The following is a 27,000-nucleotide window of genomic DNA, read 5'->3' as shown; positions in this document are numbered from 1 at the left end:
CTGCTGATCGCAGCTCTCATCGGGAGGGTGTCGCAGGCAAATGCGAAAGACGTGCAAGTTCAGCAGCCCTGTCCCCAAATTCAAATCGAATCTACTGAAAAAATAGATCTTTCAAAAACCGAACATAAATGGATCTGTGGTGACAACGAAAGCCATGCCTGGAAACAAGTCCCCGCGTGGCAAGCCCAACTTTTTTTAAAATCGTTTTTGCAACAGCGCGCTTTTCACCAACCGCAATTTGAAATCCGCGATAACACTCTTTTCGTCAAAACCGGTCCCCAGACATATCTAAAAAAATGGACGTTTGAGAATGCCCCTTTAGGATTTCACGCCGAAAAAAGAAGAAAACTCAAGGGGCGCCCCTTAACGCCAGAGCTTCTTGATGAAGTAGAGGCCTGGAGCAAGGCTCATCTACAAAACCTTGGATACCCGTGTCCCGAGGTGCACATTCAAGCCATGCCCTTAGAAGAATCCGTCACTGTCACCTTAATACCGGGAGAGCTTTACAACTTCCCCACGACGGATGTCGAAGTCCGCGGCACTCAACAACAACTTTCCATTGGTCGTTACAGCGCATTTTTACCGGGCCAGAAATTTGATGCTCGCCTGCTGCAGCTTACTTCCAACCGGATGCTTTTGGACGAGTATCACCTCAGCGCTTATTTTGAAACGCAATGCACTTCCGGTGCAGAACTCAAGATCGTTCCCCGCCTGGTCACAGGGGATCCCCAGCTTATCTCTGCAGGTGTGGGTTTTAACACGGAAGTAGGAGCCATCGCGCAGATCCGCTACAAACAGTCTCAGTTGGACTCGTCGGGAAGCACGTTTGAAAGTAAACTGTTTCTTTCATTTATCGAGCAGACCTGGGACAATGCCTTTCAACTTTATGGCGGACCTCCCTATAAAGATCGCACTTTCTGGTCGCCACAGCTTAATTTAAAAAATGAACTTGAAGACCAATACCAGTCCTTCACGGCTGAACTGGGACTTGAGTGGGGGCTGACCAAAGAGTTTGACGACTTCACGTCCCGTTTTCAACTGGGCCCCTTCTACACGTACAATAACGTTGTTCGAGACAGTTCAAACACAGTGCTCTTAAGTGCGACTTCGAATGTCGAACTGTATTTACAAAGTCATGACTATGAATACTACATGGGCGAACCCCGCTCTGGCTGGCAGCTTTCATCCAATCTTCGTTCCGCCTATGAAAACCTGGGCGCGGATCAGACCTTCCATCAATGGCTTTACCAACAACAAAATCTATGGAACTTCAATCTCTGGGACCCGCCTTTGATGGTCTTTGGCTGGCGCTTCAAAGCCGGTACATTCTTTATGTCTGACGATTCGCAATTCTTTTCCGTTGTCCCCGAGAACTTGCGTTTTTATCTGGGCGGCGATGGCACCTTGCGCGGATTTTCCAGAAAACAAATCCCCTTATCCCAATTGGGCTCGGCAACATTTATTTATCAAGGCTTCGAACTTCGCGCTGGCGATGTTTTCCCTTTCAAACTTCAACCCTTTGTGTTCTTAGACATGGGATGGGAAAGCAGTCAGATTTTTACACTGTCTCGAACTCTATATTATTCACCGGGATTGGGCCTTCGCTGGCCCTCATTCTTGGGGCCCATCCGCGCAAGTCTTTCCCAAGGGCAGATTCTGTTTGCCGATAACGTAGATGTTGAACCTCACTGGCAATTCTATCTAAGCTTAGGAAGGGAGTTCTAATGAAAAAGTTTCTGCTTTTTCTTATGGGCTTCGTCCTGCTGATTCTTGCAGCCTTTGCCGGGCTGTGGATGAATCTGGACTGGATTCTCAACGAAAAAAATCTGCGCAGGGTCGTGGACAAAACCCAGATCCAAATGACGTGGAAAAATTTTGAACTGCAGATTCAAAATAAGGGACTTACGGCAAAGTCCTTGAGCCTAGAGGCGACAGATCTTTGTTTTAAATATCCCCAGCCCGTTGTGGATATCTGTGCGCAGAAAATTCATTTGAGTTTTTATGCGGGCCTTACAACCCAAAGGCCCTTTGTGCAAATCAGAAATCTCAATCTTAAAGCATTCTCGGATCACATTGTCGTGATCATTCCCGAATCCACCGAAACCAAACCCGCAGAGCCTTTTCAATGGCCCGCCCTGCAATTCGCCTCTCTGGATTCTTTCCTGTCCCGGTATCTGGCCCTGCTGCCCAAAGAAGCGGTGGAATCTTTAGCGCTCGAGATCCAAGATGCAAAAATCTCGCTCCTGCCAAGCACAGATTTCACCGTTTCCACGACGGCACACTCGCAAGGTTCCGCAGTCACCTTAAAAACCGAGTTGGCGATGCAGGTGAACAGAAATCTTTTAGTTCAAGGTGCAATGCAATCTTCTTTGCGACTCAGCACACCGACAGAATTGCAGATAGAGGGCCAGTTTGAGGTGCCTTCTTTAGGCCTTAAAACCGCCCTGCGCCTGTCCTGGTTAGATCGTTTGCAAGTAACCCTGCGGACCCTGATGAAACATCAGAAAATGACCCTGTCTTCAGAGCTTCAGGCAGAACTGAAACAAGAATTGTGGACCCTGGCCCTTAAAGCCGATCTGCAAGAGCCGCGCTGGCCCTTTCAACGGCTCTCTGTGAAAAAGTGCGATGTGAAAATTCAAATCGCCAAAGGACTCCCGATAGATCTAAATTGGCCCTGTCTTTTAGAGGCACATAAGATTCGCAAGACCCGCCTTAAAGGACTCCCCGAGTCCCTGGCGCTGAGCTCGCTCATTCGCAGCCCGATACGTCTTGAAAAAGATATTCTGCACTTACGCCCTCAAATTCAGTGGCGGATGCAAGAGCCGACTTTAATTGATCTGTCTGTTGATAGCTCTGCGTCCGCGACTTTGAATTTGACCAGGAAAAGTCTTCAGCAATTAAAAGTTGAAACGCTGCAAGCTCTTCTTAAAGTCCCCGCTCTGGAAAATTGGCAACGCTTGCTTGTGAAAAGTGCCTATTCACTGCCTGCTCCGTTGCATGTTCTTAAAGGTGACCTACAGCTGCAAATCGAAGGTCCTCCGACGGAGGTCTTGAGCAAATTATTTGACGTCAATGCCTCTTTAACCACAAATCTGACAAGTCCTCGCCAAGCACTGAAAACAACGTCCCAGCTGCAACTGACAGCTGATTTCCGAAAACCCCTTTTCACTCTTCAAGGCGATATTGGTCTGACCGAAGTCACCTTCGAGCTGCCCTATTTAGGTTTTGAAACACCCCCTCAGTTCAAACCCGACGCTCGCTTCGTCAAACAACCAACACTTGCGCCTCGCTCTCCGAAAGCACCTTCTTCTTTCGCTATTCAGAATCTTCATATCCACACCGATGCCACACCTGTCCGCTTACGCACCCGACTTTTAGAGGAGCCGATTCCCCTTCACATCAATTATAAATTGCGGGACTCAAAATCCCTTTCCGGAACAGTGTCCGTCGGCAAAATGAATGTCGAGATTTTTAAAAAGAAGGCTGCCGTGGATCGCTTCATTCTGAAAAAATATCCAGACTCTACTGTTCAGGATTTGGATGGACTCTTGATCCATCGAACTTCTGAAGTCAAAATAGAGATTCTGATTGTCGGTACCACCGAAAAACCGCGCATCGAACTGCTCAGTGATCCCCCTTTGAGCCGCCAACAAATCATTTCAATTTTACTTTTCAACAAATCGTTGCAACAGCTTGCTGACGAAGATAAAAATACCGCCGGTCAACTTGACCAAGCACTTCTCTCAGAAGCATTTGGCTTGGCGTCTTTGTTCCTGTTGTCCTCGACGCCCATTGAAAGCGTCTATTTCGATCCTCGCACACAAAGCTACACGGCGCGCGTTCGCCTGGATGATCAGACTTCCGTGTCACTGGGGTCTAACTTTGAAACTTCTCAACAGTTCACCGTGCGTCGAAGACTGGGGGGCCCGTGGAGCCTTTCTACGGAACTCAAACAATCAGACAACACCGAAGACGTTATCACCACTTTGATCGAATGGTTTAAACGTTTTTAGAGGACACTTCCTTGATAATCTCAAAAGAGTGCAGACGATCGGTATGTTCATAGGCGTCCGACACGATCATCAGCTCATCCGCCTGCGTCTGATCAATCAACTTTTGTAATCCCTCTCGCACCTTTTCCGGACCACCGATAACGGCTGTCCCTAGCTTTTGCAACACATGTTCCTTTTCCATCGGCGTCCATAGAGCATCCATATCCTGCACCGGAGGACGCAGTGAAATACGCTGATTGCGAATGATCCCCAAAAAGCGTTGATAATTTGTCGTCGCTAAAAATTTTGCCTTGGCATCCGAATCTGCCGCGACGACCTGAACCCCTACCATAACACGCGGCTCTTTTAAATGCCGCGAGGCCTGAAATCCTACACGATACAGATCTATCGCCTGCATCATCATTTCCGGCGCAAAATGGCCAGCAAAAGCATAAGGCAATCCCAACACTGCAGCCAATTGCGCGCTATAAAGACTTGAACCTAAAAGCCAAAGTGGAACATCCATGCCGGCACCAGGAATAGCCTTCACTTTTTGTCCCGGTGTGGGAGCGGAAAAATAGTACTGCAGTTCCTGAACCTGATCTGCAAACTCGACGTCCTTGTTCGTCAGATCTTTGCGTAAAGCGCGCATCGTAAAACCATCCGTGCCCGGAGCGCGCCCTAACCCTAGATCAATTCGTCCAGGATAAAGAGTTTCCAAAGTACCAAATTGTTCTGCAATAACTAAAGGCGCATGATTGGGAAGCATGATTCCCCCCGAACCCACTCGGATCTTCGCAGTGCCCGCAGCGACGTAACCAATAAGAACTGATGTCGCCGCACTGGCGATGCCTTCCAGGTTGTGATGCTCGGCCAGCCAAAAGCGGTGGTAACCCCATTTTTCCACATGCTGGGCCAGATCCAGAGTATTTTTAAACGCATCGCTGATGGTTTTTCCCTCGGCGATGGGCGCCAAATCCAGGACTGACAAAGGAGTTTGAGAAAGTTTTTTCATATCTCTTATTATGCGGGCGAACCAAACATTGGCAAGAACCGCCTTCTGAAAATACTTTGGTCTTACGCAAAGTTCAGTGCTATGGTGGCCGAAATGTCGTCTATAAATTCACACTATACTTTCCAGTACGTGCAACCCGAGGAATACAGATTCTCTCATGATTCTGTTTTTCTGGCACGACAGGTTTATGAAGCCTACGCTGCGCAAAGTGTGAAAGATCTGAATGGCTTAGATCTATGCTCGGGTTGCGGCATTATCGGTTTGGACTTTCTGTTCCACTGTCAAAACAATCTGGGAGAAGTCCCACAGCAATTTGACTTTCTTGAAGTGCAATCCGTTTATGAAAAATATTTTCTGGAAAATGTCCATCGCTCGGGTATCACGAATTCCCAGTTGCGGTTTTTGAATATGAATTATGCCGAGCTTTTAACAAACGACTACTTGGCACGTTACGATCTGATTCTGTGCAACCCCCCTTACTTCTTTTCAGGAAGAGGTAAACTGTCCCCTTCAGAATTTAAAAACCGTTGTCGTTTCTACTTAGATTCAGACTTTAAAACTTTGCTCAATGCCATAGAGCACTGCCTAGGGCCTCAGGGACACGCTTTTGTTCTTTTAAGAGACTTACAAGAACATGGTTGGAACTCATTTGCAGAAGCTCGTAAAATCCTGTCTCCACAGATGCTATTAAAACGTTTGCCCGACATTCGCGGCACGGGCTTGGTGCAAATTTCTCGTGCGACCTAAGACTTTGGACTCAAAATATATGTCCTCAAAACAGATTTGCAATACAGACATGTAAAACCTCAAGGCCGGTGGTTTTATTTTGTCCGAAACTTTTTCCCTTCGTATAAAAAACCTCATCACCAACGGAGGGATGATGAAACATTTATTAACATCAGCACTATTTCTATTTATCGGTTCCCAGGCCATAGCTGCGGAACTCACCCCTGGAAACCTTGTCGGCAAATACAAAGTGGAAGCCCGCGCAGGATTTCAGAAAGTGTATCTGAATTTCCGGGTCACAAATACTTCGGAGTTTGAGCTACAGCGGACTTACGCCAACGGCAATGTGGACGAAACCTGCAACGGGACTTATGTTTTAAATCCGACACTCTTGTGGGACTTTCAGACCTTCTCAACTGGAAAAGTTTTTAAAGGTGTTTTCACCTGCCCCAGCAATCGTTCGCGCACAATAGATTTTAATATCGATTTTGAAAACAAACGAACCGAAGATCTTGTTCAAGGAACTACCGTGAGCGTAACCAGTTCCATGGCGCGCGGTATGCGCATCAACGCGTACGTGAAGAAGCAATAAAAACAAGGACCCCTAGCACGTAAGCAGGGGTCTTTTAAAACAGACTATTGCAAAGATACTAATCGATCGCGCTGATAGTCAGTTTGTCGATACCGACTTGCACACCAAGCCCTTTCAAAAGCTGCACAGAGACATTGAATGCCAGTTGTGGCAATCCGACCTTCACAGCCGTGAAAGCCCCGACTCCGCCAATAATTGCGGCTTCTCCTTGCGCCACTGCATACTTGCCCAAAAGCACTTCGGGAGAGCTATTGAAAAGACTGATTTCTGAAGAGACACCTGCCAGCTTGAAATACCCAATTCCGGCCGTGGCGCCAATCCAATGATGTCCGATTTCAATTTTCACATCTTGATGATATTTTTGTCCCACACCCTTACAAGACAAAGTGCCATACGCCACCGTTTTAAAGTGACCGACGATAACTTTAATACCTTTGGACGTGCCTTTAAAAGCAAGTCCGCACACCCAAGCGCCTCCGGCGATATGCGACTCACCACCCGCAGGTTGAAGTGCTGTGGTTTCAGCATTGGCAAACATTCCCGCACAGCTAAGCGCTAAAATCATAACGAGTTTTTTCATCGTGTTCTCCTTTTGTTAGGTTCTCATATTTCGCTCTTTTCCTTATTTAGGAAAAAGACCGGAACGGAAGCAAGCCCATGGATGAAACACATACTCCAAGTGTTCCGTCGCTCTGAAATTTCCGTTCTCTTCTGGTAAACGCTTCTCAGCCCCTGCTGAAAAACACCGGCTGTATTTCGTGTTTTCCACCATTGGACCTCACGAAACATACAAAAGGATCTCATAATTTATACTGAGCAAAGGAGTTCTTATGGAATTGGAAAGAGAACCGCGAAAGCCCACACCACCACGAAGCACACCTAAATCGACAACTCAAACGAATATTCAACGCACTTACTCAGCGCCTCTTCAACAAGTCGTCGTTCCCATGGAGCGAACCTATGCGCGCGAAGTATGCGTCGTTCAGGGCATTCTTTTTCTTACTGTGGGACTTGTGGGTTTCGTGGTCACAGATTTGTTCACGGCACACTTAAGCAACTCCCACAATGCCATACACATTGCCAGCGGGGCTTTAGCGCTTTGGTTTGGATTTGATAGTGAAAGAAGCGCCAGAATATTTTCTCTGACTTTCGGTATTATCTATGGAGCACTGGCAATTTTAGGATTTGCTTTGGGCCGTCCCGCAATGGCGACTGTAGGTCATATCGCAGAGGACCGCTTCCTGTGGAAATTAATTCCGCGAACATTGGAGTTTGGAACCGCGGATCACATTCTGCACACGCTGATCGCCTCGGCGTTTATTCTCGGAGCTATTCTAAAGTTGAAACGGCCTAAAGAAACCGACCGTTAAACATGTTCTTCGCTTTCCTTGCGGCGGCGAAGTTCTTCAAGGCCTGCGATCAAAGCCCTGCGATCCAACGGCTTGCTGAAATGTTTGTCGAAACCCTGCGCCAGACAACGTTCGCGATCTTGCCTGAGAGCGTGAGCCGTTAATGCCCAAATGGCCTTCTTGTACCCATTCTGGCGCAGTCTGCGAGTGGCTTCCATCCCGTCCATCACGGGCATTTGCAGATCCATCAAAATGCAATCGTAACTTTCTTGCTCAGCCTTCTGAACAGCTTCAGCCCCATTCTCCGCAAAGTTGAGACGGTTGATTCCCACCTTCTGAAGGTATCGTTCAACCAAGAACTGATTATCCTTCACGTCGTCCACGATGAGAACTTTAAGGTCTGAAAGAGCCATAATAACCCCCTCCAGCCTAAAGCATAACACGTTTTGCACGTCCACCACGGACCATGCAAAAAAACAAAGCGGAGGGGTTACGAGGCAAAGGCCTACTTCAACATCTTCTGCGCTGTTTCGCGGATCCAGTTGTTATAGTAAACCGTGTTCGTGTAAACGCCGACATCATCACAAAGTTGGCTTCCGCGACTGGTCACACCGAACAAGAAATATTGACCATTTTTTTGCACATAGGCCGGCCCTCCGGAATCACCGCTGCAAGTCCCACGCCCCTTGGATTCATCTAGAAACACTTCTGTCTCTGTTAAGAAAGATACAGGAGCCGTCGTTTGACGAAGTTCGCCGTCACCCGACATGTCCACCTTCAGGCAGTTTTTTCGGTCATCGTCACAAACCACTTCACCATACTCGATGGCTTCTTCGATATTGCGCATCTTACGAGCATCCACGGGTTCAAGATCGACATTGGCAACGCCATAACCGGCTAAAGTCACGACGAAGCCTTTCTGCAAGATGCTTCCGTCCTGAAGCAGACTGACGGGCTTATAGCCTGCTGGCAATTTGCCGGGAAATTTAAGAATGGCGATATCTCCGAAATCAATTTCTTTGTCTTCTTGCTCTTCGGGTTTGTACGACGGATGGGTTTCAATCTTCGTCACTGTGCGAGTGTATTCTTGCAAAACATCCGGCTCACGAATCGCCATTGTTTGATCAATATCGACGCCGAAAACAATTCGCAGTTTTGAGGCCTTCGAAGTCGCGCAATGAGCCGCCGTTAAAACCAGATTTTCCGCAATCAACGAACCCGTACAGATCGAATTATCTTGAGTGTCATAAATTCCCACGACTCCTGAAACGATAGAGGCGCCCTCCGGGACCAAAGTTCCACCCATGATTGCCGCGTTTTTTTCAACGTCCACTTGCGGTTGAGATTTAGGTGTGCAGGACACCAAAGCAATCAGACCAAAAATAATAAGATATCGAGACATTTCCACCCCTTAAAGAAAGAGGGCTCTTATAGAAACAACCTTACAAGTCAGCAACATCTTTTTTAAAAAAAGGCCGGTCGAATGACATCTAGTTGCCCTTTTCCTCTGAAAGCCTAAACTATCAGGTATGAAAAATTTTTATCAAGAAGGCCCAGTCCTTACGAATACTTATCGTTCTGATGAAACTCTTCAAAAATACTTAAAAAAAGTCTTGCCGGCGGATGTGCAGAAGGTGACCTTGCCCCACCTCGATCATCTTGGCCAACGAGCGGTGACCGACATGTTGGCTTGGGCTGCGGAAGCCGAAGCCCAACTTCCCCAACACATTCCCTTTGATCCGTGGGGGCGCCGTATAGATGAAATCAAAACCTCGAACGGCTGGAAAGAGTTGGAAAAGGTCGCGGCTCAAGAAGGCATCGTGGCCACCGCTTACGATAGAAAATTCGGCGCCTTTTCTCGCGTCTACCAAATGGCTTTGTTGTATTTGTATTCACCTAGTTCCGCGATTTTTTCATGTCCTCTGGCTATGACGGACGGAGCCGCCCGAGCTTTAGAACTTTATGCCGGCAACGATTTGAAGGAACGCGCCCTTCCGCACCTGCTCTCTCGAGATCCAAAAAATTTCTGGACTGCCGGTCAATGGATGACTGAAAAATCAGGTGGCTCTGACGTCAGCGGCACCGCCACAGAGGCCCATCCCTTCAAGGGCGAAAGTGCTTTCTCTGCCACTCATTCTTTGCATGGAATGAAATGGTTTACCTCCGCCACCACATCGCAGATGGCCTTAACTCTGGCCCGCCCGGATGACGCCCCTGTCGGCTCGAAAGGTTTAAGTTTTTTCTATCTCGAACTTCGCAATGAAAAAGGTCAGCTGAATAACATTGAAATTCACCGTCTTAAAGACAAGTTAGGAACCAAGGCCCTGCCTACCGCAGAACTCAGTCTGCAAGGAACTCCGGCCCGCATGGTTGGCGGTGAAGGAGACGGCATAAAAAAGATCGCGAGCGTTTTAAATATAACTCGTATTTATAATTCGATTTGCGCTTTGGGGCATATGCGACGATCTTTAGATCTGATTCAGGATTATTCACGCAAACGTAAGGCATTTGGCAAACTTCTTATCGACCATCCCTTACATCGTGAAACTTTGCGATCCCTGGAACAGGACTTCCGCGGTTGTTTTGCATTTTGTTTTTTCGTCGCACAACTTTTGGGGCAAGAAGAGGTCGGTGAAATCACCGCATCTGAACGAGTTCTTTTGCGAGCCTTGACTCCCATCCTTAAACTTTACACTGGCAAAAAAGTTCTGCAGATTGCAAGCGAGGTCGTCGAAATGTTCGGCGGAGCCGGTTATGTCGAGGACACGGGACTGCCACGCCTTCTTCGCGATGCCCAGGTTTTTTCTATCTGGGAAGGCACCACCAATGTTCTTTCATTGGATATGCTTCGCGCGTTTGAAAAAGAACAGGCCTTGCCTATCTTGATGGAGTATTTCAAAAACTGCCCGGCTATGAAATCCTCTGCTGCCGGTTTTAGCGAAAAATGGACGGAACTGCAGAAGCAGTTCGCGCATTTGGCGAAGGGCTCCCCGGAAGATTGGGAAACCCAGGCGCGTCGCCTCGCCTTTATGGTTGGCGACCTTTTCTGTGAAAGTCTTATCCACGAATATTCGCTTTAGCCGTTTTTATGAAACCACGCGGAAGGTGGAACTTTGCCAGCAAAGTCCCCTTCTTGAAGGATTCCAGCACCGCTTGAATATCTCGAGAGTCCACCATACAGATCATTCCTGCGATCATCACCCACTCAAAAAGTGGGATGCTCATGGAAATCTCAATACCCAGATGCAACGCGATTCCCGCCAACAGCACCCAATAGCGAAATTCCCGAATCCAAACCAAAGTTCCCAAGGCAAGCTCTATGGCCAAAGTCGACCAAGTTAAAAACTTGATCACCACAAGGTTATTTAAAATTGGCAACGGAACCCGCATAAATTCATCCAGACGGGTCGCAATGTAAACCGCTGTCCCGTCAGCCCACAACGAGCCTTTCATTTTAAACATGACCGTAGCGATATAGATAAGACTGAACTGGATCTGCATCAGTCGCAAAGCCCACGGGGCATGCTCGGGAATATCTTCTTTGGCGATCTTCTTGCGCTTTATCTGCCACCAGCGGTCGACAGAGTACAAGGCACCCGCCGGCGTGAAAAAAAGAAGGAAAAGAAAATTTCGCACGACCACATCTGAACTATTCAGAACAAAAATATTGCGGTTGTGAAACGACAACAACGTAAAAAAGGCCAAAGCCATGGATGTCCTGGTGAAACACCCGAAAAGCATTCCTAAAACACCGAGCAAGTTTAAAAGAGCCAGGAAAACGGCGACACCTTGTTGATTCGGGAACAACTCAAAAAGATTGAAGCGGTATCCGTGACTGAATTTCAGCGCGGTCTCCATACTTAAAATGCCATCCACGCCCCAGAAAATATCGAGATGGCTCCACATCATGAACCAGTTGATAAGTAAAATGACTCCAAAAGCGATTCGCAAAAGAGCCACACTGTGCACGGGTTGAGGTTTGAAGAAAAATTCGTTCAAAGACTTAGCGATTGTTGTTAGCTTCATGACGAACCTGCTCATTGGGTTTAAATTTGAAAACGTTTTCGGAAGAAAAATCCTTGCTGAGGGTGCCGTGCGGAACAAAAACTTTGGTCGGCGCGGCAACAATGTTGTGATGGCGAATGAATTCAAGATTTTCGATTTCACGCCCCCGTCCGTTTCTTTCTATCTTATTCACTTCCCGCGCCACGTACTTAGCCAGATCTGCCCAAAGCGGCGTCTTCTCTAAGGGCACCAAGTTGTCCTGCTGAAACTTTCTGAATCTTTCCCCGGAGGTGAAGCGGTCAAAACTGTCCATCTGCGAGGCACGCGGAAAGGTCCACTTCTCAGAAGACCCATCTTTAAAATGGATTTCCGCCGTCAGATAAGAATTCACCGCCGAAGGATTCGGCGCAAACATGCTCCAAGGTTGATCAAGCGCAAAAAATATTTGATAGCGCGCCAAGGATTTTAAGATCCGATCTCCCACCGCACTTCGATCCGGCAAACCCGCCGTCACAAGCATCGTCAAATGGACCGCAATAAACGCCGATATCAGCGTCTTCTTAAAAATAGCCATCAGTCACCCACCCTGTTTTTTGTAATCCAACAGCCGGGAATCTACTTGAGAGATTTGTATTTGGTCCATTTTCATTCGGGCAAAGTAGATTAAATAACAGACCTTTTAGATTTCTGGCTCTTAAGAAACCCGCCCGGGGCCTATCCCTAAGCGGGTGTAAAACTTATTGGCATCAGCGCCGTAGAGGGTCACTGCGAAGCCCTTCGCTAGCGGCGAAAGCCCTACCATTTTCTTCTGGCTCCCGATATTCCCTGGCACATCCCTTGTATTGCTAGTCGCGACGACGGAATTTTACTGAATAAGGAATGCCTTCATGTTGAAAACCCTAAGCCTCATATCGTTCACGTTCCTGAGCCTCCAAAGCTGGGCAGGCAGTCTCTATGACGTTAAAATCAAGGATGTCCCCCTGTACGACGTCTTTAAAAAGCAAGGAGTGCCAGAAGCCGCTTTGCAAAGAACCTTCGAGTTTCTGGAGGTGAATGGCGGAAAAACCGTTCGGGTTCGTGGCAAAGTCCGCGAAAGAAGCCGCGCCTACATGGCGGATAAAGAAGTCACCATTAAAAATAGTAATATGGCGGCGATCATCGACTTTTCGTTGCCCTCTAGCGAACGTCGCTTGTTCGTTTTGAATCTTAAAACGGGCGCGGTGTCCAAGCACTTTGTCGCCCACGGCAAAGGTTCTGGAGTTAAAGTCGCCTCCAAATTCTCCAATATTGATGGATCCAAAATGTCATCGCTGGGCTTCTACCTTGGCGGAACGACTTACTATGGTTCTCACGGTGAATCACTGAACCTTTACGGTTTAGAATCCAGTAACAACAAGGCCGCTGAGCGCGACATCGTTATGCATGCGGCGGACTACGTCTCTGAAGACTTCGTAAAATCACAAGGTCGCTTGGGACGCAGTTGGGGTTGCCCGGCAGTGGCTCCCGGAATTCTTCCGAAAATGCTAAATAACTTTAAAGAAGGCGGAGTCATTTACGCTTATCACGCAGACTTGATCAAAGCCTCCAGTAAAAATCCGACTTTGCAAGAAGTAGATCATCACGATGACGACGAAGATATTGATTTACCTGGCGAAGAAGAGTCTATTCGCAATGGCGGAGCTCCGCTGACGACATCTGCGGTAAAACCCGAATCCGTGGGCGAAGTGGCAAACGTACCAGTGCCAACTGCGGCTCCCCGTGAACAGATTGCCAGTCCGGCTCAGGCGGAACAGAAGTAATCCAAAGATTAAAGAAATAAAAAAGGGATGCTCCAGGCATCCCTTTTTTATTTAAGATCTTTTATAGTCGTCTTGATAGCGAATGATATCGTCTTCGCCAAAATAACTGCCTAATTGCACTTCGACAAATTCCAACATCTCATTCGTGTTATTGCGAATACGATGTTTTGCGCCCAACGGAATGTGAATATGAGAGCCCGCCTTCACGGGGATAGTCTCGTCATTCAAGACCACTTCGCCAGAACCCACTGTAATCGTCCAATGCTCTTCTCTTTTCGCATGCGACTGATACGATATCTGCGAGTGAGGATTCACGCGAATCACCTTGGATTTGAAATGCGGCGTATCCTTTAGAATTTCAAAATAACCCCAGGGGCGATACTCAAAAACGTGATCTTTCACCAAAGACGATTTATGTTGAGTCAGCGCCTCAACAACGTGACGCACATCCTGGGACAGACCTTTTTTAACGAGCATTAAAGCGTCTTTTGTATCGACGACGATAACGTCATCCAACCCTACCAACGAATAATTTTTTTCCGCCGGTCCAAAAACAAAATTGTTGTGGCCTTTGATATTGATCATTTCGTGACTTCTTCGCAAAGACGAAACGGCGTCCCAGGAACCGACATCACTCCAACCGAACTCAGCGGGAATGCAGGCCAATTCGTCGCCGCCTAACTTTTCCATGATCGCATAGTCGATCGAAATACTTTGAACCTTGGAATAGATCTCAGCCAAATTTCCCGCATCCTCTTGGAGCTTGGCAATGTGTTGCCACATTTCAGGCTGATGTTTTTCAAACAGGCTGATCAGATGAGAAACTTTAAATACAAAGATCCCCGCATTCCAACTGAAACTGCCCTGAGCAATAAACTCTTTGGCTTTCTGTAAGTCCGGCTTTTCATGAAACTTAACGACGGAATAGGCCTTCAATGATCCTTGTTCCTTCAGGCTCACCGCCCGAGTCTGGATATAGCCGTACCCTGTTTCCGGATAAGATGGCGTAATCCCTAATGTCACGACCCGATTTTCTTCAGCCACTTTTTGTGCGAAGGATACAACCTCTAGGAAAAGAGCTTCTTCCGCAATCAAATGATCTGAAGGAAAAATGGCGACGATTTCTTCTTGAAAGCCTTTCTTGGCTAACAAATGACAAAGTGCCGCTATCGCCGGCGCCGTGTTCTTGCCCACGGGCTCATAAACGACTTGAACTGACGTCGCGCCATTCTGTTTTAGATTCAGTTCAGTCAAAGTTTCCAACGCCTTGGAGGTTACAATCCATGGCGTCCCCAGCTTCAAGCATCTTTGCAGGGTCATAGTCTGCAATGGCTGATCAAAAATCTCTGAAAATTGTTTAGGCATATGCTGGCGAGAAACGGGCCACAAGCGTGTTCCGCTGCCCCCAGAGAGTATAACCGGGATCAAAACTTACCTCCGAACCAAGTTCACAATCTATATCACTAAACCCCGTAAGTGCGTAATTATAGTCACAGATTTGGGGCATTTGGTCATAAAACTGAGTCCTTTTGTAAACAGCCCCCGTAGCTTCTTCACCACAGTGGACTAAAATGCTCTCGACCCAAAGCCGTAAATCCTTGTCTCCATGGACTTTTCATTCGAAGAGGAGGATACTTTTTCACAAAAGAAGACCCATTCCAACAGGTCAAATTCAAGACCGCGCGGACGAAACCCGTGATGTCGTATAACGATAAAAGCGGGACAAGAATTGGTTTGCGTGAAATGGGTTCTAGCAATTTTGGAGGCTCTTTAATGTCTATTCCTTTTATCGATCTTAAGTCTCAGTACAAGGCTTTAAAAACCAATATCGATGCTCGCATTCAAAAAGTTCTGGATCATGGCGCTTACGTCAACGGCCCTGAGGTTGTTGAGCTTGAACAAACACTCGCAAAATATGTGGGCGTGAAACACTGTCTGACTATTGCCAATGGGACAGACGCTTTATGGGTTCCGTTGATGGCCTTGGGCATCGGTCAAGGTGACGAAGTCATTACCACAGCCTTTTCTTTCATCGCGACGGCGGAAACCATCGTTCTTGCCGGTGCAAAACCTATCTACGTAGATATCGATCCGAAAACTTTCAATATCGATGTCAACAAAATCGAAGCCGCAATCACTCCGCGCACCAAAGCGATCATGCCGGTTTCATTGTACGGTCAAATCCCTGAGATGGAAAAAATCAACGAGATCGCGAAGAAGCACAACTTGGCTGTGATCGAAGATGCGGCTCAAAGCTTCGGTGCACGCTACAAAGACAAGCGCAGCGGCAGCTTCACGACAGCGACAGGAACCAGCTTCTTCCCGGCAAAACCTTTGGGTTGCTACGGCGATGGTGGAGCGATCTTCACCAATGATGATAATCTTGCCAAGATCATCAAAGAAATCCGCGAACACGGTTCTGAATCACGCTACTACCACACTCGCCTGGGCATCAATGGCCGCTTGGATACAATCCAATGTGCTATTCTTCTTGCAAAAATGGAAAGATATGATTGGGAACTGGAACAACGTCAGCGTGTTGCTGATCGCTACAATGACGCTTTCTCTTCCATCAAGGCAGATGGCTTCTCAACTCCTTTTGTAGAATCTCATAACAAATCAGCATGGGCTCAGTACACTTTGACGGTGAAGGATCGTGCGGCTTTCCAAAAGAAAATGACCGATGCTGGCGTTCCAACTTCGGTTCACTATCCACGCATCATGCCGGACCAACCTTGGTACAAAGAGCACACGGCCGATCCAAAACAGGAATTGCCAATGGCGCGTTGGGCGGCAGAACATGTGATCAGCTTGCCAATGTATCCCGATATGGACAATGCCACTCAAGATAAAATTATCGCAGCAGTAAAAGGGGCGTTCTAATGAATACAGGTTTTGGTCCTTTGAATAAACCTGTCGTACTAAAAAACGGCAGCGAGACAATCACTTGGGGTGACGGCAAAAATTTTGTTTTGTTTGCCGGTCCGGATATCATCGAAGATGAAGGCATGGTTCTGGAAACGGGAAAAGAAATCCAAAGAATCACAAAAGCTTTGGGCATCCCGTGGATTTTAAAATGCTCTTTTGACAAAGCCAACCGTCAAAGCGCTTCCAGCTTCCGCGGCCCCGGTGTGAATTCGGCGCTGAAAAGCCTTGAGAAAATCAAAGGCGAATTGGGATGCGCACTTTTGACAGACGTCCATGAAACAATTCAGGTGAAAGAAACTGCGGAAGTGGCAGATGTCCTGCAAATTCCTGCCTTCCTTTCTCGGCAAACCGATTTGCTTGTGGAAACAGCGAAAACGGGCAAAGTGATTCATATCAAGAAGGGGCAGTTCCTGGCTCCGTGGGATATGAAAGCCATTGCCCAAAAAGCTGTGAATGCCGGAAATGATAAAATCCTTCTTTGCGAGCGCGGAACGACCTTTGGTTACAACCGCCTTATTAACGACATGACAGGCCTTGTGGAAATGCGCCGCTTGGGCTTCCCGGTGATTATGGACTGCACTCACTCCACGCAGTTGCCGGGCGCAACAGGTGAAAGCAGCGGGGGTCGTGGCGACATGGTATGGCCGCTGGCTCGCGCAGCAATGGCGGTGGGAGTTGATGGCATCTTCTTAGAGACTCATCCAAATCCTGAAAAGGCTTTGTGTGATGGTCCGACATCATTACCACTTAAGAACCTTGAAACGGTTTTAACAAATCTTAAAAAAATCTGGACGACTCATTTCTAAGTAGAGTTCCTTCCTGAATTCAAGTAAGACTGAACCATGGTTAAGCACACAAAAAAGCTTCTGGTTCAGTCTTTAAAAATCGCCTTTTCTGCGGCGATTATTTTTTGGCTGATCCAATCCGGAAAACTAAACTTTGCTGCACTCAAGAATCTTCTGACCCCTTGGGCGGCGGCGACAGCTTTGTTGCTTGTGACGCTTAATATTTTTTTCGCCAGTGAACGTTGGCGCATCCTGATTCGCTCGCAAGGCTTGCCGGCGCGCTCGTGGCCGGTATTTAAACTGACTTTGATTGGTGCATTTTTTAACTTCGCCATGCCCGGCGGGGTTGGTGGCGACGTCATCAAGGCCTATTATTTCACCCGAGAAAATCCCGGCAGCAAAGTCGTGGCCGTCACCAGTGTCCTTATGGATCGCGTGTTGGGTTTATTTGCGATGATCCTGCTGGCTTTGTTGGTCATGATCTACGATCTGCACCACATCGTTCAGACTCCGGCCCTTCTCACATTGTTTTATTTTATCTGCGCCTTGTTCGCGGCTTTTTTAATCGCCCTAAGTCTTATTTTTTCCGTCAAACTTTACGATTCGGGCGCCATTAAAAAAGGCATTCACAGACTTCCCTTATCTGAAAAGTTTTTGAAACTTTATGAAAGCATGCATCTTTACGGGAAGGACGGAAAACGCTTTATGGCGGTCATTATGATGAGTCTCGTCTCGCAAGCATGTGCCATCATCTTTTTGTATTTGGCCGGGCAAATGGCTGGTTTCGATGATGTGGCGGCCAGAACTTATTTTCTTGTGGCACCTCTGGGCTTCATGGCGACGGCCATCCCCATCTCTCCAGCCGGAGTCGGCGTCGGTCAGGCCGCCTTCTATTTCTTGTTCAACCTTTACGTCGGCCGCCAGATTGAACTGGGCCCGACCGTCATCACCGCCTATCAGGTGGGAACCTTTGTGCTAAGTCTGGGTGGCGCGTTCTTTTACCTACGCCGTAAAGATCGTGTAGAAGCAAAAGAAATCGAGCAGGAAAGCTAACTACAAAATCACATCGGAAAAGTTCTGTGCCCACTCGTACTGAAGACGTGGGTCTTGTCTCTTGAAGGCTTCCAGACTTTCTTTTTCCTTGTTGAGCTTATCGGATGACAGCAAATACAGACGCCCCACGCCAGCTGAAAATCCCGCGATGATGTCCGAAGCACTGTCCCCCACAAGGATAGAATTTTCCATTCTAACGTGAAGTTTCTCATGCACCATTTGCAGCATTCCCGCACGCGGCTTGCGAAGACTGGCATACAGATTTCCCACAGGGGCGCCTTCTTCAATAAACCCGGACCACACACATTCATCAATCCAAGCACCTTGTGCCGCTAATAAAGAAAGCATCTGCTGATGGACAGCTTGATATTCTTTCCAGGAAATCCAGCCACGCCCCAACCCAGACTGATTCGTGACCAGAGCCACCCAGTACCCTTTGCTATGAGCAGAGTTAATCAGCTCCCCAATTCCGGGCAGCAGTTGCACTTTATCCGCCGCTTTGTTGTAGGGAACATTTTTAACGACGACATCGTCTCGATCCAAAAATAAACACGGAGACTGCAGCGCCTCCGAGTACTGAGGTAAGCCCGCTGTCTGCTGCCAATTCTGCTTTAAGCTTTCAAGAACTTGCGTCCACTCTTTAAGACTGACCCCAGACCAGACGAAATCAACAAAGGGTGTTTTAACAAAAGACCCCTTGGCCAGAACCAAGCGTTGGCCCTGAAGGACTGAGTTCAACGAATCGATAAACTCGACCTGTGTGTCGAAAAATAAAACCAGGTCCGCGGCTCTGGTGCGAAAGATCGCAGACTGAAAGTCCGCCACCGAACGCTTCACAAAAGAAATCCCATAATTAAAATGAGTTCGGAGTGCCTCGAAGTACTTATCTTGATCGGCAGGAGCTTTATCGCTCAGAAAAACCAACTGGCCGCCCAGTTGAACAGTTTCCCGAATCAGAGTCTCCCACTGCATCATCTTATTCACCCTCGTGTCAGAAGCCATTTTTCGATGTGCTCATTTTACGACAAGTTGCCTCCCGTGTCCTCGGCTTTCTACTTGCCGCCTTGCATTTAAGCTTATTAGAATTTCACTTGGAGGAATGAAATGACTCTCTTACTGAAGCAGATTTTCAACTTTTTAAAGCTCCTGAATTCAGACACAGGAACCAATCAATTGGCTGTGGGACTTTCTTTGGGATTGATACTGGGATTTTCCCCTGTGCTGTCCATTCAAACTCTGATCGTCTTTTTTCTGATCTTTGTCTTCCGAGTGCAAATCGGCGCGGCCTTTATTTCCGCCTTCTTTTTTAAATTCGTCGCCTTTCTGTTCGACTATCCGGCGCATCTTCTTGGCAAAGCTGTCTTAGAAACCGAAAGTCTTCGACCGCTCTTCACATCCATGTACAACATGCCGTTTGTTCCCATGACCCGCTTTAATAACAGCATCGTGATGGGCTCGATGATCGTGTCAATCTTGCTTCTTCCTTTCGCATTTGTTGCCTTCAAAATCCTGATCAACAAATACCGCGCGACGGTGGTTGCCCGCTTCAAGAATACAAAATTCTGGAAAGCCTTTGCCGCGACAAAATTTTATAATTGGTATCTTAAATACGACGAGCTTTACGGATAGGCGGAATAAATCATGGCAAATACAACTCAAGAAACTCCGACAAAACCGCTAAAGAAAAAGGGCCTCATTCGCTGGGAAGCGATTATTCCTTTCACCATCATCTGCGCCCTGATTGGTCTCTACTTCCATTTCTTCTTTGACGCTCATTTGCGCCGCGCTCTGGAATGGGCTGGCTATAATGCCGTCGGCGCCGAAGTCAACATCGCGAAACTGGAAACAAGTTTTTTCAACGCCAGCTTGCGTATCCAGGGTATCGAAATCACTGATGCGGAACGCCCCACCCATGACTCTATAAAAATTGGCGATATTCGCTTCTCTATGCTATGGGACGCTTTGCTTCGAGCGAAAGTCGTTGTCAATGAGGCCGCCGTCGAACAAATTGAATTCGGCGTCTTAAGAAAAAAGCCCGGCAAGGTAAAACCGCCAGAGCCCGATGATGGCCAACCTAGCATGACCGACAAATTAAAAGCCCAAGCTCTTAAAGAAGCGCAAGGACAAGCTGGCGAAAATGTTCTTGGTGATGTGATCGCTATGCTGGGGGGCTCTGATGCCAATGCCCAATTGCAGAAGCTTCAAGAAAGTCTGCCCTCCAAAGCCATGCTTGAAAAATTCGATGCGGATCTGAAAGGCAAGCAGCAAGCCTGGGACGCTCGTCTTAAAACGCTTCCTCAAGAAAAAGACATTCGTGCCTTGAACGACCGTCTTAACAAAATCAAATACAAAGACTTTAAAACGCCGCAAGAACTGCAAAGTTCCGTCCAAGAACTCGACAAAGTTCTGAAAGATGGCGATGCCATGTACAAACAGATTCAGACCACGGGTGATGATTTGGGCAAAGACCTGAAGGCGGTCGAGACTCAGTACAAAGATATCGAAAAACAAGTTAAAACGGATATTAAATCTTTAGAGCAGCACTTCCGCATACCTCAACTGGATGCCAAGGCTTTGACTCGCGCCGTTTTCAACAGATATCTGGCACCGTATAAGTCAAAATTCTATCGCTATAAAGAAATGGCGGATAAATATCTGCCACCGAACTTAATGAAAAAAGATAAGAAGAGCGAAGACATCGCCATCCAACCTCATCCGCGTGAAAACGGAATCAGCTATGAGTTTGGACGGCCGAACTCATATCCTCTCTTCTGGGTGAAACGAACTGCCGTCAGCTCCCAAGCCGGCGTCACCCCCGACGCGGGCAACATCAAAGGAGAAATCCTCGACATCACGTCGAATCAACGCCTGGTCGGAAAACCCACCGTGGCGACACTGGCTGGGGACTTTCCATCCAAAGAAATCTTCGGCTTCTTACTTCGTCTTTCTTTGGATAACACAAAAGCTTTAAGTGAAATCGGCTATGCGTTCAAGGTCGATGCTTATTCTATTCTAGGCAAAGATTTAGTGAAGACTCCCGATGTCTCGATTGCTTTCAACAAAGCGACCGGTTCTATGGGCGTTGAGGGAAAAGTTGTTGGTCTGAAAAACATCGTTCTTGCGATGAACAACAAATTTACAAAAGTAGACTACGCGATTTCGGCACAAAATGAGGTCGCCGATCAGATTCTTAAAGCAGTGTTCGCAGGGATTCCCGTGGTCACCCTGACCGTCGACGGCCAGGGGGATTTTCCGGACATTCCTCTGAACATCAACTCTAATTTAGGGCCGGAACTGCAACAGGGTTTTTCGAAACAAATTCAAGCGAAAATCGATGAAGCCCGCGCTCGCATTCAAGCCGTCGTGGATCAAGAAATTGGCAAACAACGAGCCCAAGTGGAAGCGCAGCTCAACCAACTTCGCGGTCAATTCGATGGCGAAGTGAAGAAAGCCCAGGCACAGATCGACAGCCAACGCAAACAAGCAGAGTCGCGCATTGATCAGGCGAAGAAAGACGCCGAAAATCAGGGACGCAAGCAGTTGGAAAAAGAAGGCCAAAAAGCTTTGGATCAACTCAAAGAAAAATTCGGCTTTTAGAAAAGTCCGCTTTTCTGTTTAAGATATTTTTTCGAGAGTGTCGAAGCTCTCTACAGGACCTGTAAAGAGCTTCGACATAATATCTAACTTACTGTTTTTACTTCTAATTTCGCCTCACTTTTTTGGGGGTGCCCCTTTTTTTAGCACAAGTTTTCATGTTAGCCTGACGATGAGGTACATATGAAAGCTTTAATTCCTTCTTCAAAATTACTTCTTGGTTGTGCCGTTATCACACTGAGCACAGCCTGCGCGAAGATGAACTTCACACCTGTCCCTGAGCAGGGTAAAGCCTCTATTGTCCCTCCCACACCATCCAAGACCGTGACATCTACCGAGGTGGTTGCATACGGAAACAAACAAGTCGATTTTCTTTTGGTTTTGGACGACTCAAATTCAATGCTTCCTGAACTACAGAAGTTGGCAGCACGCATGTCTAGCTTCGTGAACTCTTTGGATGCCAGCAATATTGATTGGCAGATGTGCTTAACGACGACCCGAGGAACGGCCCAAAACGGTGTTCTTGTTTATGGTAAGCCTTTGAACTGGACAAACTACGCCCCTTCATCAGGGCCGGCCTATCTATTGAAAAAAGGTACGGCCAATCTCAACACTATCTTCACCTCTACTGTAAATTCGCTGACCATCGGTGGCTCGAACTCCGGGGACGAGCGCGCGATTAAAGCGGCTCATGATAATTTCTTGGACTCCACTCACAGTTGCTATCGACCAGGGGCGGCCGTGTCGGTCATCGTCATCTCCGACGAGGATGAACGCTCTGTCGGCGGTAACGCCAGTCAGGTCAAACCGAATGATGCGGACGGAGTTTTCCAACCACTGGAAGCGTCTGATCAGCCGACAACCCTGCTTAATGTAGCCCACACCACATTCGGTCAGGATCTTCGTTTCACTTTTAGCTCTATCATTGTGAAACCCGGAGACGCCGCTTGTGAGGCGGAACAAGATCAGAACGTCTCTCCCAGCCACCCCGGTTACGTTTATGCCGAAATGTCGCGCCTTACGGATGGAGGCGTCGGCAGTATTTGTGATGCCGACTATAGCGCAAACTTAAACAACTTCCGCGATAAGATCGTCAACTCTCTATCCTCATTGAATTTACAATGCGAACCCACTGAGGGAACTTTGCAGGTGCAAATCGGCGGACTTCAGGTGCCCGGAATTAAACTAGATGGAAAAATTCTGAAGTTCAGTTACCCACTGGTCGAAGGAACGCAAATCGACTTGATGTACGACTGCGCAGACTAAAGCGAAGCTGAGAATTGAAGCCCCAGTAAACGGCGGCCGTAAAGCGCTTAAAGGAGCTGACGCCGTCGTTGGCCTTTCTGTCGCACAAACTCATTCCCGCCTTTGCTAAGGACTCGGCGAAGGCTTTTTAGATCTCTCTTCTTGCAAATCGCGTCGAATCAGCCCCCAGTAACGATTCAAACCGCAAACGCTTTTCTAAGTTCGTTCGATCTTATTTTTCTAGAAGAGATTTGATGTAAGCAATCGAGTCTTTATTATACCAGTCGATCGTGCCCACAATTTTCTTAACAAGCTTTTGGTCTTTACCCAAAACCATCGACTCTGGCAGGCGCGCAACCTGGAACTGTTTCATTAAAGAACGATCTTGGTCCCACACGATTTTGATATTCTCGCCCTTCATCTCGGGGAAGGATTTCATAAAGACATCAATATCTTCGCGAAGACTGTCCCCTGAAATCGCGATCAGCTGAACCTCTCCTTTGAATTCTTTAACAAGTTTGATTAGCGAGGGCACTTCCTCAATACAGGGACCACACCAAGAAGCCCAGAAGTTAAGAATAACGACTTTGCCTTCCATCGAGCTCAGCTCAAAAGTCTGTCCGCTTAAATCTTTTGCCTCAAAGCTAGGAACGCCCTCTTTCTCCATGCGCTCCAACGCCGTATAGTTGTTTGCATTGGTGTCTGCAGTCCGCGAGGCCATCCACTGATTGAATCCCCACACTCCTAAAGCGGCAAAGATCACAACGACGATAATAGCTTTTAGATGTTGTTTCACGGGCACTCCTTATCTTAGGGAAGACAGGTAGACTTTAGGACAATCCCATAAGTAGAGCAATCAATGAGCTCCGCAAAACCGCATTCGCGGCAAGGCTTGCTTTAACGGCCGCCCCTGGGGCTGGCGCAACTCTTCAGTTTAACGATCCTCACCTAGTTTTGATTTGAACCGGATTCTGAGTCACTATTAGCCTTGAGAAGTCGCTTGAATCTCCACGACCTGAACACCATCGCCGGGAAAAATCGCAAAATGTGGGTGATCTAAAAACATCCTGGCGGCATCCTCGTGAGATTCCGCCCTCACAACGATAAAGGCCCCCTGCTGAGCCGGAATATCTCGAATACCTAGAGCGTCCACAAGCTTTACGTCTGCTAGGGCCCCACCTTCATAGATAACAGCATTCTTATATCTCGCAGCCCATTCTTCTAGAGCCGCTCGCCCCAGCGCCATGCGCTCTTTCTGCGCCTCGGGGCTTAGCCGCTTCCACGCTTCATGCGCCTGACTATTTTCTGCACAGGTGAAGATCGCCAAAAAATTCTTCATGCATACTCCGGGTTTCTGATTCTTAAAAAAGAAAAAGGCCCTGATTTCTCAGAGCCTTTTTTGAAAACTTATTTTCGAGATTCAAAATTAAGCGCGAGCTGCCGCTCTGTCTTTCTTTTGAGCCTTTTTAACAGATTTCTTTTTCGCAGCTACTTGCTTAGTAGTAGCTTTCTTAGCTGCAGTTGCTTTTTTCGCAGTTTTTGGTTCTGCTTTAGTCGCTTTCGCTTCTTCTTTAGCAGCGCCTTTAGCTTCGAAATCGTAGTCTACGAACTCAAGGAAAGCCATTTCTGCTGTGTCACCAGGACGACGACCAATTTTGATGATACGAGTGTAACCACCTGGGCGTGTCTTGAAACGTGGAGAAAGATCTTTAACGATAGTGTTAACCGCTTCTTGATTTGGGAAACGAGACAACAACAAACGAGTTGTAGCCAAGTCACCTTTTTTACCAAGAGTGATTGCTTTTTCAACGTGACGACGTACTTCTTTAGCACGGTCAACAGTTGTAGTGATACGGCCATGCTCGATAAGAGAAGTAACTAGACCTCTCAACAAAGCTTTTCTTGGGCCAGATTTACGATCGAAATGTTTTACTCTTCTTCTGTGTGAACTCATTTTGTTCTCCGTTTGAACGGGCTGACCGTATTAGGTATCAGCACGATAGAACCCCGAAGGGTCACTTTTAAGGGCTCCGTGCCCCGCAACCCCCGCAAGGGCCACTTGTCCAGAACACCATCATTGGCAATTCTTAAAAAAACGATGGGAGCTCTACCGAAGCAGAACTCCCTTTAAATCTTACTGAGGAGTCTCTCTCTTTTGAGGAGGTTGACTTGGATCCCAACCCGGAGGCGGCCAGCCCTCGATTTTCATACCGAGGCCAAGACCCATCTCGCCCAAGATCTCTTTGATCTCGTTAAGAGACTTGCGTCCGAAGTTTTTAGTTTTAAGCATCTCTGCTTCAGAACGAACAACCAATTCACCGATGTAACGGATGTTGGCGTTTTTCAAGCAGTTAGCTGAACGAACAGACAACTCTAGATCGTCTACAGAGCGGAACAAGTTCTCATTCAAAGAAGGAGAACCCATTTCGCGAGCTTCTTCAGCTGGCTCCATAGTTTCGTCGAAAGTAAGGAAGATCTGAAGTTGTTCTTTCATGATTTTAGATGAAAGAGCGACTGCTTCTTCTGGTTTCAAAGAACCATCTGTCCAAACTTCAAGTGTCAAAGCATCGTAGTCAGTTCTTTGACCAACGCGTGCGTTTGATACGTTGTAATTTACTTTTCTAATCGGGCTGTAAAGAGCGTCTACGCCGATGAATCCTACTGGAAGGTCTGTTTCTCTGTTTTCAACAGGAACATAACCACGACCGAAACTAACAACGATTTCCGCGTTGAAGTTTGCGTTCGCACCCAAAGTAGCGATGTGAAGATCTGGGTTCAAAACTTCGATCTTATCAGAAACTTGGATATCGCCAGCTGTAACTTTACCCGGACCTTTTTTAGAGATCTTCAAAGTCACAGAGTCAGAAGTGTATTGTTTGAAACGCACTTCTTTAAGGTTCAAGATAATGTCAGTAACATCTTCAAGAACATCAGGAATCGTCGTGAACTCGTGCAATACGCCTTCAAATTTAACAGCCGTAATTGCAGAACCCATCATAGAACTCAAAAGAATTCTTCTTAGGGAGTTACCAAGAGTAACCCCAAAACCTCTTTCGAGGGGACGGATAATGAATTTAGCGTAGTCATCACGAAGAGTATCACGATCAACCTCAAATCCCTTTGGTTTGATCATCTCTCTCCAGAACTTATAATAGTGCTCTTGCATGCTTCCCCCGAGAGGTAAAATTATCTTGAGTAGTATTCAACGATCATGTTTTCTTCAGTAGCAACTGTTACGTCTTCGCGAGTTGGAAGATCTTTAACAGTACCAGTGAATTTAGCATGATCAGCTTCAAGCCATGCTGGAACAGATCTACGAGCAACCGATTGAATAGCGCCCAAGATTTTGCCCATTTCGCGGCTTGATTCCGCAACCGTAATAACGTCACCCTTATTTACGATGATGCTTGGAATGTTCGCTCTCTTACCATTCAACAAGAAATGGTTGTGTTTAACAAGCTGCCTTGCTTCACGACGAGAGTTTGCATATCCCAAAGCATAGACTACGTTATCAAGTCTTGTCTCGAGGAACTTAAGAAGCGCAGTGCCCGTCAATTCTTTTGAACGGCTGGCTTCTGTAACATATTTCACAAATTGTTTTTCAGAAACACCGTAGTATCTCTTAGTTTTTTGTTTTTCACGCAATTGAAGTGCAAATTCAGAGAACTTCAAACGAGATTGACCATGTTGTCCTGGAGGATAAGGTCTTCTTTCGAAAGAACACTTATCAGTGTAACAACGGTCACCCTTCAAGAAAAGTTTCACGTTTTCGCGACGGCAAAGCTTACAAACGCTTTCGTTAATGCAGCTCACGATATACTCCTATTAAATTCTTCTACGCTTAGGCGGACGGCAACCGTTATGTGGAACAGGAGTGATATCTTTTAGAGTCAAGATTCTCATACCTGTAGCAGCTA

27 protein-coding genes are annotated in these 27,000 nt (G+C 47.2%); 13 read left to right on the top strand and 14 right to left on the bottom strand.

Annotated elements, in window-relative coordinates; all coding sequences use genetic code 11:
- Window positions 1-27 precede the first annotated feature (27 nt).
- Window positions 28-1,725, top strand: coding sequence for a BamA/TamA family outer membrane protein (locus tag OM95_RS13410; RefSeq protein WP_291516390.1), 1,698 nt, complete (start codon window positions 28-30; stop codon window positions 1,723-1,725).
- On the top strand, window positions 1,725-4,013 hold the full coding sequence (locus tag OM95_RS13405; protein WP_041874823.1) for a translocation/assembly module TamB domain-containing protein: 2,289 nt from the start codon (window positions 1,725-1,727) through the stop codon (window positions 4,011-4,013). Before OM95_RS13410 ends, OM95_RS13405 begins: the two co-directional genes overlap by 1 nt.
- Here OM95_RS13405 and OM95_RS13400 read toward each other — a convergent pair.
- Window positions 4,000-5,007 carry an LLM class flavin-dependent oxidoreductase gene (locus OM95_RS13400; RefSeq protein ID WP_041874822.1) on the bottom strand — a complete coding sequence of 336 codons (1,008 nt, stop codon included), beginning with the start codon at window positions 5,005-5,007 and terminating at the stop codon, window positions 4,000-4,002. The two genes, OM95_RS13405 and OM95_RS13400, sit on opposite strands and share 14 nt — an antisense overlap.
- On the opposite strand from OM95_RS13400, the gene OM95_RS13395 reads away from it, so the two are divergent.
- Window positions 4,990-5,754, top strand: a complete 765-nt coding sequence (locus OM95_RS13395; protein ID WP_291516388.1) for a methyltransferase — start codon at window positions 4,990-4,992, stop codon at window positions 5,752-5,754. The two genes, OM95_RS13400 and OM95_RS13395, sit on opposite strands and share 18 nt — an antisense overlap.
- Window positions 5,755-5,884: 130 nt before the next feature.
- Window positions 5,885-6,325: a hypothetical protein gene (locus OM95_RS13390; protein WP_041874820.1), complete on the top strand. Its 441-nt coding sequence runs from the start codon at window positions 5,885-5,887 to the stop codon at window positions 6,323-6,325.
- A gap of 58 nt (window positions 6,326-6,383) precedes the next feature.
- Here the strand turns inward: OM95_RS13390 and OM95_RS13385 are convergent, their stop codons facing one another.
- On the bottom strand, window positions 6,384-6,905 hold the full coding sequence (locus OM95_RS13385; RefSeq protein ID WP_041874818.1) for a hypothetical protein: 522 nt from the start codon (window positions 6,903-6,905) through the stop codon (window positions 6,384-6,386).
- A gap of 250 nt (window positions 6,906-7,155) precedes the next feature.
- Between OM95_RS13385 and OM95_RS13380 the strand changes: the two genes are divergently transcribed.
- On the top strand, window positions 7,156-7,695 hold the full coding sequence (locus tag OM95_RS13380; RefSeq protein WP_041874816.1) for a DUF4383 domain-containing protein: 540 nt from the start codon (window positions 7,156-7,158) through the stop codon (window positions 7,693-7,695).
- Here OM95_RS13380 and OM95_RS13375 read toward each other — a convergent pair.
- Together OM95_RS13375 and OM95_RS13370 are read right to left on the bottom strand one after the other, a co-directional pair.
- On the bottom strand, window positions 7,692-8,087 hold the full coding sequence (locus OM95_RS13375) for a response regulator (RefSeq protein WP_041874814.1): 396 nt from the start codon (window positions 8,085-8,087) through the stop codon (window positions 7,692-7,694). The genes OM95_RS13380 and OM95_RS13375 overlap by 4 nt on opposite strands.
- A gap of 92 nt (window positions 8,088-8,179) precedes the next feature.
- Complete coding sequence (locus tag OM95_RS13370; RefSeq protein ID WP_291516386.1) at window positions 8,180-9,076, bottom strand: trypsin-like serine protease; 897 nt, start codon at window positions 9,074-9,076, stop codon at window positions 8,180-8,182.
- A gap of 127 nt (window positions 9,077-9,203) precedes the next feature.
- Between OM95_RS13370 and OM95_RS13365 the strand changes: the two genes are divergently transcribed.
- Entirely contained in the window at window positions 9,204-10,754 is a 1,551-nt protein-coding gene (locus OM95_RS13365) for an acyl-CoA dehydrogenase family protein (RefSeq protein WP_041874812.1), read from the top strand.
- Here OM95_RS13365 and OM95_RS13360 read toward each other — a convergent pair.
- Together OM95_RS13360 and OM95_RS13355 are read right to left on the bottom strand one after the other, a co-directional pair.
- Window positions 10,732-11,700 (bottom strand): HTTM domain-containing protein, encoded by a 969-nt coding sequence (locus tag OM95_RS13360; RefSeq protein ID WP_291516384.1) that lies wholly within the window; start codon window positions 11,698-11,700, stop codon window positions 10,732-10,734. The genes OM95_RS13365 and OM95_RS13360 overlap by 23 nt on opposite strands.
- Window positions 11,678-12,253, bottom strand: a complete 576-nt coding sequence (locus OM95_RS13355) for a hypothetical protein (protein WP_041874810.1) — start codon at window positions 12,251-12,253, stop codon at window positions 11,678-11,680. Before OM95_RS13355 ends, OM95_RS13360 begins: the two co-directional genes overlap by 23 nt.
- 313 nt (window positions 12,254-12,566) lie before the next feature.
- Here OM95_RS13355 and OM95_RS17360 point away from each other — a divergent pair, with 313 nt between their 5' ends.
- Entirely contained in the window at window positions 12,567-13,478 is a 912-nt protein-coding gene (locus tag OM95_RS17360; protein ID WP_291516382.1) for a murein L,D-transpeptidase catalytic domain family protein, read from the top strand.
- Between the two features lie 51 nt (window positions 13,479-13,529).
- On the opposite strand, the gene OM95_RS13345 is transcribed toward OM95_RS17360, so the two are convergent.
- Window positions 13,530-14,906, bottom strand: coding sequence for a mannose-1-phosphate guanylyltransferase/mannose-6-phosphate isomerase (locus OM95_RS13345; RefSeq protein ID WP_041874808.1), 1,377 nt, complete (start codon window positions 14,904-14,906; stop codon window positions 13,530-13,532).
- 345 nt (window positions 14,907-15,251) lie between these two features.
- On the opposite strand from OM95_RS13345, the gene OM95_RS13340 reads away from it, so the two are divergent.
- Genes OM95_RS13340 through OM95_RS13330 form a run of 3 tightly spaced genes read left to right on the top strand, consistent with a single transcriptional unit; the run spans window position 15,252 to window position 18,244 of the window.
- Entirely contained in the window at window positions 15,252-16,361 is a 1,110-nt protein-coding gene (locus OM95_RS13340) for a DegT/DnrJ/EryC1/StrS family aminotransferase (RefSeq protein WP_041874806.1), read from the top strand.
- Window positions 16,361-17,212, top strand: coding sequence for a 3-deoxy-8-phosphooctulonate synthase (gene kdsA / locus OM95_RS13335; RefSeq protein WP_041874804.1), 852 nt, complete (start codon window positions 16,361-16,363; stop codon window positions 17,210-17,212). The genes OM95_RS13340 and kdsA overlap by 1 nt, the downstream gene beginning before the upstream one ends.
- Before the next feature lie 36 nt (window positions 17,213-17,248).
- Complete coding sequence (locus OM95_RS13330) at window positions 17,249-18,244, top strand: lysylphosphatidylglycerol synthase transmembrane domain-containing protein (RefSeq protein WP_041874803.1); 996 nt, start codon at window positions 17,249-17,251, stop codon at window positions 18,242-18,244.
- On the opposite strand, the gene OM95_RS13325 is transcribed toward OM95_RS13330, so the two are convergent.
- Entirely contained in the window at window positions 18,245-19,219 is a 975-nt protein-coding gene (locus tag OM95_RS13325; protein WP_291516379.1) for an HAD-IIIA family hydrolase, read from the bottom strand.
- 129 nt (window positions 19,220-19,348) lie between these two features.
- Between OM95_RS13325 and OM95_RS13320 the strand changes: the two genes are divergently transcribed.
- From OM95_RS13320 to OM95_RS13310, 3 genes are all read left to right on the top strand, one after another.
- The gene (locus OM95_RS13320; protein WP_041874802.1) at window positions 19,349-19,873 is read left to right on the top strand and encodes a TIGR03546 family protein; all 525 of its coding nucleotides are present in this window, start codon (window positions 19,349-19,351) and stop codon (window positions 19,871-19,873) included.
- Window positions 19,874-19,885: 12 nt separating this feature from the next.
- Complete coding sequence (locus tag OM95_RS13315) at window positions 19,886-21,841, top strand: TIGR03545 family protein (RefSeq protein WP_041874800.1); 1,956 nt, start codon at window positions 19,886-19,888, stop codon at window positions 21,839-21,841.
- Between the two features lie 180 nt (window positions 21,842-22,021).
- Window positions 22,022-23,104 carry a vWA domain-containing protein gene (locus OM95_RS13310; protein ID WP_041874798.1) on the top strand — a complete coding sequence of 361 codons (1,083 nt, stop codon included), beginning with the start codon at window positions 22,022-22,024 and terminating at the stop codon, window positions 23,102-23,104.
- Between the two features lie 211 nt (window positions 23,105-23,315).
- Here the strand turns inward: OM95_RS13310 and OM95_RS13305 are convergent, their stop codons facing one another.
- The 6 genes from OM95_RS13305 to rpsK form a co-directional block, all read right to left on the bottom strand.
- Complete coding sequence (locus OM95_RS13305) at window positions 23,316-23,879, bottom strand: TlpA disulfide reductase family protein (protein ID WP_041874796.1); 564 nt, start codon at window positions 23,877-23,879, stop codon at window positions 23,316-23,318.
- Between the two features lie 186 nt (window positions 23,880-24,065).
- Complete coding sequence (locus tag OM95_RS13300; protein WP_041874794.1) at window positions 24,066-24,422, bottom strand: hypothetical protein; 357 nt, start codon at window positions 24,420-24,422, stop codon at window positions 24,066-24,068.
- Window positions 24,423-24,509: 87 nt separating this feature from the next.
- Window positions 24,510-25,037, bottom strand: a complete 528-nt coding sequence (gene rplQ, locus OM95_RS13295; protein WP_041874793.1) for a 50S ribosomal protein L17 — start codon at window positions 25,035-25,037, stop codon at window positions 24,510-24,512.
- Window positions 25,038-25,217: 180 nt separating this feature from the next.
- Window positions 25,218-26,249 (bottom strand): DNA-directed RNA polymerase subunit alpha, encoded by a 1,032-nt coding sequence (locus OM95_RS13290; protein WP_041874792.1) that lies wholly within the window; start codon window positions 26,247-26,249, stop codon window positions 25,218-25,220.
- Between the two features lie 20 nt (window positions 26,250-26,269).
- Window positions 26,270-26,896 carry a 30S ribosomal protein S4 gene (rpsD, locus tag OM95_RS13285; RefSeq protein WP_041874790.1) on the bottom strand — a complete coding sequence of 209 codons (627 nt, stop codon included), beginning with the start codon at window positions 26,894-26,896 and terminating at the stop codon, window positions 26,270-26,272.
- A 12-nt stretch (window positions 26,897-26,908) separates the two neighbouring features.
- On the bottom strand, window positions 26,909-27,000 hold a 92-nt coding region (gene rpsK / locus OM95_RS17355), incomplete at its 5' end, for a 30S ribosomal protein S11 (protein WP_363228130.1).

Origin of the sequence: Bdellovibrio sp. ArHS, assembly GCF_000786105.1 — a bacterium.
GTDB lineage: Bacteria > Bdellovibrionota > Bdellovibrionia > Bdellovibrionales > Bdellovibrionaceae > Bdellovibrio.
The sequence above is the reverse complement of the archived record's forward strand: the minus strand, read 5'-3'. Positions and strand labels throughout refer to the sequence as shown.

Bases quoted from the DNA above. Each gene is read 5' to 3' on its own strand.
- OM95_RS13365 (WP_041874812.1), top strand. From the start codon at position 9,204: ATGAAAAATTTTTATCAAGAAGGCCCAGTCCTTACGAATACTTATCGT.
- OM95_RS13390 (WP_041874820.1), top strand. From the start codon at position 5,885: ATGATGAAACATTTATTAACATCAGCACTATTTCTATTTATCGGTTCC.
- OM95_RS13340 (WP_041874806.1), top strand. From the start codon at position 15,252: ATGTCTATTCCTTTTATCGATCTTAAGTCTCAGTACAAGGCTTTAAAA.
- kdsA (WP_041874804.1), top strand. From the start codon at position 16,361: ATGAATACAGGTTTTGGTCCTTTGAATAAACCTGTCGTACTAAAAAAC.
- OM95_RS13405 (WP_041874823.1), top strand. From the start codon at position 1,725: ATGAAAAAGTTTCTGCTTTTTCTTATGGGCTTCGTCCTGCTGATTCTT.
- OM95_RS13355 (WP_041874810.1), bottom strand. From the start codon at position 12,253: ATGGCTATTTTTAAGAAGACGCTGATATCGGCGTTTATTGCGGTCCAT.
- OM95_RS13400 (WP_041874822.1), bottom strand. From the start codon at position 5,007: ATGAAAAAACTTTCTCAAACTCCTTTGTCAGTCCTGGATTTGGCGCCC.
- OM95_RS13370 (WP_291516386.1), bottom strand. From the start codon at position 9,076: ATGTCTCGATATCTTATTATTTTTGGTCTGATTGCTTTGGTGTCCTGC.
- OM95_RS13310 (WP_041874798.1), top strand. From the start codon at position 22,022: ATGAAAGCTTTAATTCCTTCTTCAAAATTACTTCTTGGTTGTGCCGTT.
- OM95_RS17360 (WP_291516382.1), top strand. From the start codon at position 12,567: ATGTTGAAAACCCTAAGCCTCATATCGTTCACGTTCCTGAGCCTCCAA.
- OM95_RS13315 (WP_041874800.1), top strand. From the start codon at position 19,886: ATGGCAAATACAACTCAAGAAACTCCGACAAAACCGCTAAAGAAAAAG.
- OM95_RS13360 (WP_291516384.1), bottom strand. From the start codon at position 11,700: ATGAAGCTAACAACAATCGCTAAGTCTTTGAACGAATTTTTCTTCAAA.
- OM95_RS13330 (WP_041874803.1), top strand. From the start codon at position 17,249: ATGGTTAAGCACACAAAAAAGCTTCTGGTTCAGTCTTTAAAAATCGCC.
- rplQ (WP_041874793.1), bottom strand. From the start codon at position 25,037: ATGAGTTCACACAGAAGAAGAGTAAAACATTTCGATCGTAAATCTGGC.
- OM95_RS13380 (WP_041874816.1), top strand. From the start codon at position 7,156: ATGGAATTGGAAAGAGAACCGCGAAAGCCCACACCACCACGAAGCACA.
- OM95_RS13385 (WP_041874818.1), bottom strand. From the start codon at position 6,905: ATGAAAAAACTCGTTATGATTTTAGCGCTTAGCTGTGCGGGAATGTTT.
- OM95_RS13300 (WP_041874794.1), bottom strand. From the start codon at position 24,422: ATGAAGAATTTTTTGGCGATCTTCACCTGTGCAGAAAATAGTCAGGCG.
- OM95_RS13325 (WP_291516379.1), bottom strand. From the start codon at position 19,219: ATGATGCAGTGGGAGACTCTGATTCGGGAAACTGTTCAACTGGGCGGC.
- OM95_RS13320 (WP_041874802.1), top strand. From the start codon at position 19,349: ATGACTCTCTTACTGAAGCAGATTTTCAACTTTTTAAAGCTCCTGAAT.
- OM95_RS13290 (WP_041874792.1), bottom strand. From the start codon at position 26,249: ATGCAAGAGCACTATTATAAGTTCTGGAGAGAGATGATCAAACCAAAG.
- OM95_RS13375 (WP_041874814.1), bottom strand. From the start codon at position 8,087: ATGGCTCTTTCAGACCTTAAAGTTCTCATCGTGGACGACGTGAAGGAT.